The organism is Streptomyces synnematoformans (assembly GCF_039531005.1).
Lineage (GTDB): Bacteria > Actinomycetota > Actinomycetes > Streptomycetales > Streptomycetaceae > Streptomyces > Streptomyces synnematoformans.
The window spans coordinates 1-1,484 of record NZ_BAAAPF010000644.1 but is presented as its reverse complement, the minus strand read 5'-3'; the positions used below and the strand labels follow the sequence as shown (position 1 = coordinate 1,484).

Genomic DNA, 1,484 nt, shown 5'->3' with positions numbered 1-1,484 from the left:
CGGGCGCTGCGGTCACCGTCAGCACCCGGCTGCTGCCCGCCGGCAGCGCGATCCGCCAGGTGACCTGGCGGCCGGTCGTCCGGGCCCGCGGGCTCGCGGAGACGTAGCCCAGCTGGTCGGGGAGGAGCTGGGTGACCAGGCCGTGCGGCGCGTCGGTGCCCGAGGTGTTGTGCACGGTGATCGCGTACGTCGTGCCGCCGCCCTCCGCGTCCCGGCTGTCCAGGGCGATGCGGACCGGTGACGACGGCCCGTCGGACGGGGGTGCGTCGGACAGGGGTGCGCCGGCGGGCGGCGGCGCGGGTGCGAGGGACGCCAGCAGGCCCGCGACCAGCGCGGCGGAAGCGATCGCCGTGCGCATCCCGTGTCACCCACCCTGCTCCTGGCTTGCCGGTTCCGTGCGCCGGTCTACCAGCGTGTCGGGTAAAGAAAAAGGGCAAATCGCACGAGCGGGGCGTGATGCTACGAACGGCCCGCCGAACCGTCCCTCTTTCGGGCGATTCGCTCCGGGGTGCGTGCGGCGGCGTGCGCCGGCGTCCGCCGGCCGCGGCGGGTCTCAGTCGCCGTAGAAGATCCGCTCCACCACCGCACGCGCCCGCCGCGTCGTCCGCCGGTACTCCTCCGGCAGCTCGCCGGACTGCCCCGGCCCGTAGCCGAAGTAGCGTGCCACCGCACCGAGTTCCCGCTCGGCGGCGGGGAAGGTGTCGCCGGGGCGGCCGCGGACGAGCATCACCGCGTTGCGCAGCCGCGTCGCCAGCAGCCAGGCGTCGTCCAGGATCCGCGCGTCCTCCGCGGCCAGCAGCCCCGCGTCGAGCGCCGCGGCCAGCGCCGCCCGGGTGCGGGTCGTACGCAGCGCCGGCACCGCGCGCGCGTGCTGCAGCTGCAGCAGCTGCACCGTCCACTCCACGTCCGCCAGACCGCCGCGCCCCAGCTTCGCGTGCAGCGCCGGGTCCGCGCCGCGCGGCAGCCGCTCCGCCTCCATCCGCGCCTTCAGCCGCCGGATCTCGCGTACGGCGTCCTCGCCGAGCCCGCCCTCCGGGTAGCGCAGCGGGTCGATCAGCTCCGTGAACCGCGCGCCCAGCCCCGCGTCGCCCGCGACCGGCTCGGCGCGCAGCAGCGCGTGGCTCTCCCACGTCAGCGACCAGCGCCGGTAGTACGCCGCGTACGACGCGAGCGTCCGCACCAGCGGGCCCGACTTGCCCTCCGGCCGCAGGTCGGCGTCGACGAGCAGCGGCGGGTCGGCGCTGGGCAGCTGCAGCAGCCGGCGCAGCTCGTTGGCGACGGCGAACGCCGCCGCGCCCGCCTCCGCGTCGGAGACGCCCTCGCGCGGCTCGTGCACGAAGAGCACGTCGGCGTCCGAGCCGTAGCCCAGCTCGTGGCCGCCGAAGCGGCCCATGCCGATCACCGCGAACCGCGTCGGCAGCGTGTCGCCCCAGCGGGCGGCGGCCGCGGCGCGCAGCGCGCCGGCGACGGTCGCGGCGTTGAGG

1 protein-coding gene and 1 pseudogene are annotated in these 1,484 nt (G+C 77.0%); both read right to left on the bottom strand.

Annotated features, from left to right (window positions below):
- A pseudogene (locus ABD317_RS36830) lies at positions 1-358 on the bottom strand (DUF11 domain-containing protein); the annotation flags it as partial.
- Positions 359-553: 195 nt separating this feature from the next.
- Positions 554-1,484: [protein-PII] uridylyltransferase family protein (locus tag ABD317_RS36825; RefSeq protein WP_486389035.1), on the bottom strand; the 931-nt coding region annotated here is incomplete at its 5' end.